Source organism: Reyranella sp. (assembly GCF_036558665.1).
Classification (GTDB): Bacteria; Pseudomonadota; Alphaproteobacteria; order Reyranellales; family Reyranellaceae; genus Reyranella.
The window spans coordinates 19592-27585 of sequence record NZ_DATBFE010000175.1; the positions used below are offsets into that span (position 1 = coordinate 19592).

At 64.9% G+C, this 7994-nt stretch carries 5 protein-coding genes and 1 tRNA gene; 4 read left to right on the forward strand and 2 right to left on the reverse strand.

Features of this window, described 5'->3' with window-relative positions:
* The first annotated feature begins 141 nt into the window (after positions 1 to 141).
* From rpoD to VH499_RS24505, 3 genes are all read left to right on the forward strand, one after another.
* Positions 142 to 2184 carry an RNA polymerase sigma factor RpoD gene (rpoD, locus tag VH499_RS24495; protein WP_332055395.1) on the forward strand — a complete coding sequence of 681 codons (2043 nt, stop codon included), beginning with the start codon at positions 142 to 144 and terminating at the stop codon, positions 2182 to 2184.
* Between the two features lie 104 nt (positions 2185 to 2288).
* Complete coding sequence (locus tag VH499_RS24500) at positions 2289 to 4040, forward strand: adenylate/guanylate cyclase domain-containing protein (RefSeq protein ID WP_332055396.1); 1752 nt, start codon at positions 2289 to 2291, stop codon at positions 4038 to 4040.
* Between the two features lie 55 nt (positions 4041 to 4095).
* A complete protein-coding gene (locus VH499_RS24505; RefSeq protein ID WP_332055397.1) occupies positions 4096 to 4944 on the forward strand; it encodes a class I SAM-dependent methyltransferase in 849 nt (282 codons plus the stop codon).
* Positions 4945 to 4961: 17 nt separating this feature from the next.
* Here VH499_RS24505 and VH499_RS24510 read toward each other — a convergent pair whose 3' ends face one another.
* Both VH499_RS24510 and VH499_RS24515 read right to left on the reverse strand, forming a co-directional pair.
* The gene (locus VH499_RS24510) at positions 4962 to 6065 is read right to left on the reverse strand and encodes a mechanosensitive ion channel family protein (protein WP_332055398.1); all 1104 of its coding nucleotides are present in this window, start codon (positions 6063 to 6065) and stop codon (positions 4962 to 4964) included.
* Positions 6066 to 6234: 169 nt separating this feature from the next.
* Positions 6235 to 7338, reverse strand: coding sequence for an amidohydrolase family protein (locus VH499_RS24515; protein WP_332055399.1), 1104 nt, complete (start codon positions 7336 to 7338; stop codon positions 6235 to 6237).
* A gap of 149 nt (positions 7339 to 7487) precedes the next feature.
* Here VH499_RS24515 and VH499_RS24520 point away from each other — a divergent pair.
* Positions 7488 to 7562, forward strand: a tRNA-Thr gene (locus VH499_RS24520).
* Positions 7563 to 7994 lie beyond the last annotated feature (432 nt).

Here is a 7994-nt window from a genome sequence, read left to right on the forward strand (position 1 = left end):
ACCTCTATCGCGACTTGGAGTTATATCCCATATAGTAGAAGGGATAGTTTCGCGGGTCGCCCGCCCGACTTCCTTTCCGCTGCCCGATTCCCGGCCCCTGTGGGCCGCTAAACTCGTTTGTCGCATCATCAAGGAAAAGAAATGGCGACCAAAACCGCTACTGTCAGTCAACCCGAGGCTACGGAGGCCCGCGAAGATGGGCCGGACGCCCCTCTCCTCGACACGCTGGGGGCCGAGCTCAAGAAACTCGTCCAGAAGGGCAAGGAGCGCGGCTACGTCACCTATGACGAGCTGAACGCCGCCCTGCCGCCGGACGAGGTTTCGTCCGAGCAGATCGAGGATACCATGGCGATGCTCTCGGAAGCGGGCGTCAACGTCGTGGAGGCCGAGGAGCAGGAAGACGCCCCTGCCGCCGGCGCGGCGGAGCCCGCAAAGACCGCCGTGGTGGCGGCCGAGGCGACCGGAGAGGACGAGGAGCTTGGCCGCACGGACGACCCCGTGCGCATGTACCTGCGCGAGATGGGCAGCGTCGAACTGCTCAGCCGCGAGGGCGAGATCGAGATCGCCAAGCGCATCGAGGCGGGCCAGGACAAGATGATCGGTGGCATTTGCGAGAGCCCGATGACAATCACGGCGCTGCTCGCCTGGCGCGACGCGATCAACGAAAGCCGCATTCTCCTACGCGATGTGATCGACCTCGAAGCGACGCAAGGCGGCGGCGCGCCGGGCGAAGGCAAGGGAGCGGCCGAAGGTGCCGCTGCAGCCGCCGGCGTGCCACGTCCGCCGGTGATCAAGGCGCCCCTGATCCGGGCGGTGCCGCCGCGGCCCGCACCGGCGCCGCAGACCACCAACGGCGCCGGCGGCGACGCGACCGAGGGTGCCGCCGAGGGCGGCGAGGACGACGACGAGAACGCGCTCTCGCTGTCGGCTCTGGAAGAGAAGCTGAAGCCCGAGGTGCTGCGCACGCTCACCAAGATCGCCAAGGTCTATGTCGAGATGTCGAAGGTGCAGAACCGGCGCCTGTCGACGCTGGCGCGCGGCCAGAAGCCCAGCGCGGAGTTCGAGAAGAGCTACGAGAAGCACCGCAAGAAGATCGTCGAACTGGTGCGCACGGTGCACATCAACGCCAACCGCATCGAGCAACTCAAGCTTGCGCTGTACGACCTCAACCGCAAGCTGATGATGCTCGAGGGCAAGCTGCTGCGGCTGGCCGAGGGGTTCCGTATCCCGCGCCAGGACTTCCTGGACAACTATCTCACGCACGAAATCGACCCCAACTGGCTCGACAAGGTCGGCAAGCTCTCGGGCAAGGGCTGGAAGGACTTCGCCAAGAAGCGCGGACCCGAGGTGGAGAAGATTCGCGAGGATATCAAGGCGATCTCCGACCATTGCGGCGCGCCGATCTTCGAGTATCGCCGCATGGTCAAGACCGTGCAGGATGGCGAGCGCGAGATGATGCGCGCCAAGAAGGAGATGATCGAGGCCAACCTGCGCCTCGTGATCTCGATCGCGAAGAAATACACCAACCGCGGTTTGCAGTTCCTGGACCTGATCCAGGAAGGCAACATCGGGCTCATGAAGGCGGTCGACAAGTTCGAGTACCGCCGCGGCTACAAGTTCTCGACCTACGCCACGTGGTGGATCCGGCAGGCCATCACTCGCTCGATCGCCGACCAGGCGCGCACCATTCGCATACCGGTGCATATGATCGAGACCATCAACAAGCTGGTGCGCACCAGCCGCCAGATGCTGCACGAGATCGGCCGCGAGCCGCAGCCGGAGGAGCTGGCCGAGAAGCTCGGCATGCCGCTCGAAAAGGTGCGCAAGGTGCTGAAGATCGCCAAGGAGCCGATCAGCCTCGAAACGCCGATCGGCGACGAGGAGGACAGCCACCTCGGCGACTTCATCGAAGACAAGAACGCGGTGATCCCGCTCGAGGCCGCGATCCAGGGTAACCTGCGCGAAAGCACGACGCGGGTGCTGGCCACTCTCACGCCGCGCGAGGAGCGCGTGCTGCGTATGCGCTTCGGCATCGGCATGAACACGGACCACACGCTGGAGGAGGTCGGCCAGCAGTTCTCGGTGACCCGCGAGCGCATCCGCCAGATCGAGGCCAAGGCGCTGCGCAAGCTGAAGCATCCCAGCCGCTCGCGCATGCTGCGCAGTTTCCTCGACCAGGGTTGACCCCGGCCTCCATCTTGGGGCTCTCGGGACGGTGCTCGAATAGTCTCGTGTACGCCCTCCGCCCCTAGGGTAGGCTCTACGCGTAGCGCAGAGAGGTTTTCCCTGTGCCGCGAGAGCATACTGAACGCAAACTGGCAGCCATCCTGGCCGCTGACGTGGCCGGCTTCAGCCGGCTCATGGGCGTTGACGAGGCGGGCACCGCGCGCGCGCTCCGCGAGCATCGTGCGGCCATTGACCCAGTCGTGGCCGGCTGTCGCGGCAGGATCGTCAAAAGCACCGGCGATGGGCTACTGATGGAATTTCCCTCCATCGTCGCGGCCGTCGAATGTGCCCGGGTCATTCAAGAGCTATCGGCCGAGCGCAATGCGAACGTGCCGCCGGATCGCCGGATGCTGTTCCGTATCGGTGTCAACCTGGGCGACGTGCTGATCGAAGGCGACGACATATTGGGCGATGGCGTGAACATCGCCAGCCGGCTTGAAAGCATCGCCGAGCCGGGTGGCATATGCATTTCCGAGTCGTCGTATCAGCAGGTGCGCGACAAGCTCGACATCCACTTCGAGGATATGGGCGAGCAACAGCTCAAGCACATTGCGCGACCGGTGCGCGCATATCGCGTCCTGATTGGCAAGACTCCGCCCCTGAGCGAGCCCGCACCGACGCTGACGCTGCCCGACAAGCCATCGATTGCGGTGCTTCCTTTCCGGAACATGAGCGGTGATCCGGAGCAGGAGTACTTTGCCGACGGGATCACCGAGGATATCAGCACCGCTCTGTCGCGACTGCACTGGTTCTTCGTGATCGCACGCAATTCGAGCTTTGCGTACAAGGACAAGGGCGTCGACGTGCGGGTGATAGCTGGCGAGCTTGGCGTGCGCTATGTCCTCGAAGGAAGCGTTCGCAGAGCTGGTGATCGGCTTCGGATTACAGCGCAGCTGGTCGATGCGCACTCCGGAAATCACATCTGGGCGCAACGCTACGATCGCGAGGCCGCTGACCTCTTCATATTGCAAGACGAGATCACTTCGAACGTCGTCGCCACGATCGAGCCGCAACTCTACGCGGCCGAGGACTATCGGGCAAAGCGCAAGCCCGCAGAGAACCTCGACGCCTGGGATTGCGTCGCACGCGGGTTGTCGCTCATCCTGAAAATGACGAAGCCTGACAATGCTGTGGCGCAGAAGTTGCTCAAAAAGGCGATCGCAATCGATTCCTCGTATGCGCAGGCATACAGTCTGCTGGCATTCTCGCTGTCGTTGGACAATTCATTCGGCTGGCAACCATCGAACAGCGCCTTGGCGGCCGCTTGGGACGCCGCACAAAAGGCCCTGCGGCTGGATAGGGACAATCCCTGGGCGCACCTCGCCCTCGGGCATGTACACCGCCAGCGCCTGGAACTCGAAGATGCCGTCGCCGAGTTGCAAAACGCCGTCGCACTCAATCCGAACTTCGCCTTTGCCCATACCCATCTTGGGTTGGCCTTGTGTTTCCTTGGCCAAAGCGGGAGGGCACTGGTCGAGTTCGACACGGCGGAACGTCTCAGTCCGCGCGATTTTCAGGCCGGCCTCAACAATATCGGTCGGGCGATAGGTTGCTTCATTGACGGACGATACCGCGATGGCATCGATTTCGCGAAGAGAGCTGTGCGCCAGAACCCTGATACTGCGGGGGCTCATCACATGGTCGTCGTCAACTGCGCTCTGGCCGGCGAGGTGGCAGAGGCAGGCGCGGCGCTGCGGAATCTGAAGCGCCTCGAGCCGGAGCTCTCGCTCGGCGCTCTTGATGTCGCGGTATACGCGCGCGATGGGGATCGGCGGCGGTACCGCGAGGCCTTTCGGGTGGCCGGACTCGAGTGAGGAAATCGCCGAGCGAGGCGCCGCGCGAAGCGCGCATCGCGCGCGGGAGGCAGGAATGACCACCGATGCAGCGAAGCTCAAGGCCGTGGAGACGTACAATGCGGCCGCCGACCATTTCGACGACGAGCCACTCGGCTTCTGGGCACGTATCGGCCGGCGAACGATCGAGCGTCTGGATCTGCCGGCGGGGGCATGGATCCTGGATGTCGGCTGCGGCACCGGCGCCTCCGCCCTGCCCGCCGCCGAGCAGGTTGGACCGCGCGGCCACGTGATCGGAGTCGATCTGGCCGACCGGTTGCTCGAAGTCGCGCGCCGGAAGGCGGCAGGCCGCGCCCTTGCGAACGTGAGGTTCGAGGTCGCCGACATGGAGCATCTCGCTTATCCGGACGAGCATTTCGACGCCGTCGTCAGCGTTTTCTCGATCTTCTTCGTCCCCGACATGGCGCGCCAGGCGCGCGCCATGTGGCGCATGGTGAAGCCGGGCGGCGCGCTCGCCGTTACGACCTGGGGACCACGTCTGTTCGAGCCCGGAACGTCGATTTGGTGGGCGGCCGTGCGTGACGTGCGGCCCGATCTGGTGGTGTCCGTCAGCCCCTGGGACCGCATCACGGAGCCGCAGGCTGTGCGCGAGCTCCTGCGCGAAGCCGGGATCGCCAATGTCGAGATCGAAGCCGAGGATGGCCGCCAGGCCCTGCGCTCGGCCGACGAGTGGTGGACCATTGTGCTGGGCTCCGGCTTTCGCTGGACGGTGGAGCAGCTCGGCGAGACCGCTGCCGCGCAGGTCCGAGCCGCCAATCTCGCCGAATTCCGCCGCCGCAGGATCTCGTCCGTGGAGACCAACGCGATCTTCGCGACTGCGCGCAAGCCGATGGAGCTCGGCCGGATCCGGGGCACGCAGGATTAGAGCACGCACCGCGCACGCTACAGGCCGGCGACGGCCCGTCGTTCGGCAAGATCGACCAGCTCGGCGCGTTGCTTCGGCAGTGCGCCTGGATATTCCTGCTGCAGGAAGAGGATCAGCTTCTCGCGGACCTCGCAGCGCAGATCCCAGGCCTCCGGCGAGGTCCGCGCACTGACCAGCGCGCGGAGCTGCACCGCGCGCTCGTTGCTGTCGACCACTTGGAGATTCACAACCTGCCCGTCCCAGAGCTTGCTTGCGCGCGCGATCTCCTCGAGTTGCAGGCGAATCGGCGCTACCGGCACGGTGTAGTCGACCCAAAGCAGCACGGTGCCGATCAGGTCGGTGCTCTGCCTCGTCCAGTTCTGGAACGGCTTCTCGAGGAAGTAAGAAAGCGGCACCACGAGACGCCGCCAGTCCCAGATCTTGATCACGACGTAGGTGCCGGTGATCTCCTCGACCCAGCCCCACTCGTCCTCGACGATGACCGCGTCGCCGATGCGGATGGGCTGGGTGATGGCAAGCTGGATGCCGGCAAATAGATTGGTGAGCAACGGCCGGATGGCGAGACCGACCACGATGCCGGCGGCGCCGGCCGATGCGATCAGGCTGACGCCATACTGCCGCACCGAGTCGAAGGTCATGAGCGCGGCGGCGACCGTCACGATGATTGCGAGCGTCACTGTCACCCGACGCAGCACGCGGACCTGGGTGACGTGCTTGCGCGCGAGCGGATTGGACTGTTCCTCGACGCGCGAGCGGGTGAGATAGAAGTCGGTCGCGAGCGTCAGCGCAGTGATGCTGGCCCAGCCCAGCAGCACGATGAAGAGCACGAACAGCCCGTGCGCGACGATGCTCGTCGCCTGCTTGTCGAGCGGCACCGCCGGCAGCACGATCGCCATCGCGATCAGCACCAGTGCCACGCGCGAGAGCGAGCGGGTGGCCGAGAGCAGCGACTGCACGAAGACGTGGCGCGGCGTTACAAGGCGTCGCGCGAGGCGGACCGCCGCACCATGCAGGAGCAGGGCCAGCCCCGCCGCTGCGGCGAAAGTCAGCACGGCGATCAGCCAGTCGGGCACCCAGGCGGTGAGCCGATCGATCTCGGCAAGAATATCCTGCGGGAACATCGAATAGCTACGCCTGCAGGCACGCGCGGGTTGCGTGCGTCACAAGCAAGGGATCCCTCGCTTAAGCACACGGGCTACCGCGCGCCACTCGGCATGACACTGTCCTTGCAATCAAGACGGAGTGTGCCACCCCGAGGCGAAGCCGAGGGACTCTTGTCTCATGCTCGCCCTACGCCGCGAGCTTGTAGAGTTCCTTGACGTTGTCGTGCAGGATGCGCTTCTTGAGCTCCGGTGCGAGATGAGCGGTCTGCTCGGCGATCACGTCCTGACTCCACGGCCAGGTCGAATCGCTGTGCGGGAAATCGTTGGCCCACATGAGCTGCTTCGCGCCGAGGCGATCGGCGAACTGGAACGCCGTCCAGTCGTCCTGGAAGGTGAGCGCGATGTGCTCGCGGAAATATTCCGACGGCAGGCGCTTGAGCTCCATGCCCTTCATCCAGTAGCGGTGGCGCTTGTAGGCGTGGTCCATGCGGTACATGAAATGCGGCGCCCAGCCGGCGTCGGCCTCCACGCACACCACACGCAGCTTGGGGTGCCGCTCGAACACGCCGGAGAAGACCAGCATTCCCATGATATCCTGGCAACCGCGGATGATGGCGAGAAAGCCGTTGATCTTGGGGCCGCGCGGCTTGGCGAGCGTATTGTCGCCGCTCGAGGTCAGGATGTGCCAGGACAGTGGCAGCTCGAGCGCCACCGCGGCCTCCCAGAACGGATCGTAGATCGGATCGTCGTAGTCCTTCTCGCCGGGATTGCCCGGCATCATCACACCCTTGAAGCCCATTGCCTTGATGCGCGCGAGATCCTCGATGCCCTCCTTCACCGTACGCAGCGCCGTCTGGCCGCAGCCGATCAACCGGTCGGGCGCGTGGCTGCAATAGGACTGGAGCCAGCGGTTGTAGGCGTCGAAGCAGGCCTTCTTGAAGTCGAAGTCGGGATGATTGCAGATCAGCATGCCAACGGTGGGATAGATCACCTCGGCGGCGACGCCGTCGCGCTCCTGGTCGGCGATGCGCCCGCTCGGATCCCAGCCGCTCCTGTGCAGGTCCTCGAATTTCGCGCCGCCGATACGGATGTCCTGGGGCGCCACTCCTGCCGCCGCGATCAGGCCGAGCGGCACCGGCGTCTTCATGCCCTCGACGATGAAGGTATCGCCCATGCCCTCCTTGTGGACGACCCGCGGCGCGCGCTCGCGCCACGCCGGGTCAATGTGATCGACGTAGCAGTTGGGCGGCTCGGTGATGTGCGAATCGGCCGAGATCGGGCGCCAGTCCATGCGGTTCCTCCAGCTTCTGCCGCAAATGGTAGGGCTGCGACGCGACACCGGGCAAGCACCCGCGGGGACTGCGTTTCGGCGAGCGGCAGCGGTTGAACGGCCCGGCCCCCTATGGCATACCCGCGCCGCCCGGCCCAAGGCCCGCGTTCGCTGCCGTAGCTCAGTGGTAGAGCACTCCCTTGGTAAGGGAGAGGTCGACAGTTCAATCCTGTCCGGCAGCACCATCCTTCCGACCGATCGAATGCAAGCGGGCTAACGTCTCTCGCCAGGTCGCCGCGTGCGCTGCGCTTGTGGATATTCTCCACTGCTGCCCACTAAGCGCCGCAACAAAGCGCGAAAATCCGCGAAGAACAGTGGGCGGGACGGTGGGCAAACGTTGTATGCGCGTTCACACCGTGTCGTAGCGGTCAAAAGAGAGGGCTGAGCGTCCCCTCCGAAGGCAGAGGTCGCGAGTTCTAATCCGCCCGCGGCTGCCGTGGTCATGTCGTTCTGCGTGAGAGGTTGGACGGTTGTGTTGCAACTCCATCCCAACCCCGCCGGCGAGCGGCGTGATCACGCCGGGCTCGGCCCGCACGAACGCCTGACCGCCCGCGGGCCAAGTCCGGCGCGCCGCTGACTGTCATGAAATTACTGTCTCAGTTCACATGGCGCGCAAA

Excerpts from the sequence above, each read along its gene's own strand:
- rpoD (WP_332055395.1), top strand. The coding sequence starts at position 142 with ATGGCGACCAAAACCGCTACTGTCAGTCAACCCGAGGCTACGGAGGCC.
- VH499_RS24505 (WP_332055397.1), top strand. The coding sequence starts at position 4,096 with ATGACCACCGATGCAGCGAAGCTCAAGGCCGTGGAGACGTACAATGCG.
- VH499_RS24510 (WP_332055398.1), bottom strand. The coding sequence starts at position 6,065 with ATGTTCCCGCAGGATATTCTTGCCGAGATCGATCGGCTCACCGCCTGG.
- VH499_RS24515 (WP_332055399.1), bottom strand. The coding sequence starts at position 7,338 with ATGGACTGGCGCCCGATCTCGGCCGATTCGCACATCACCGAGCCGCCC.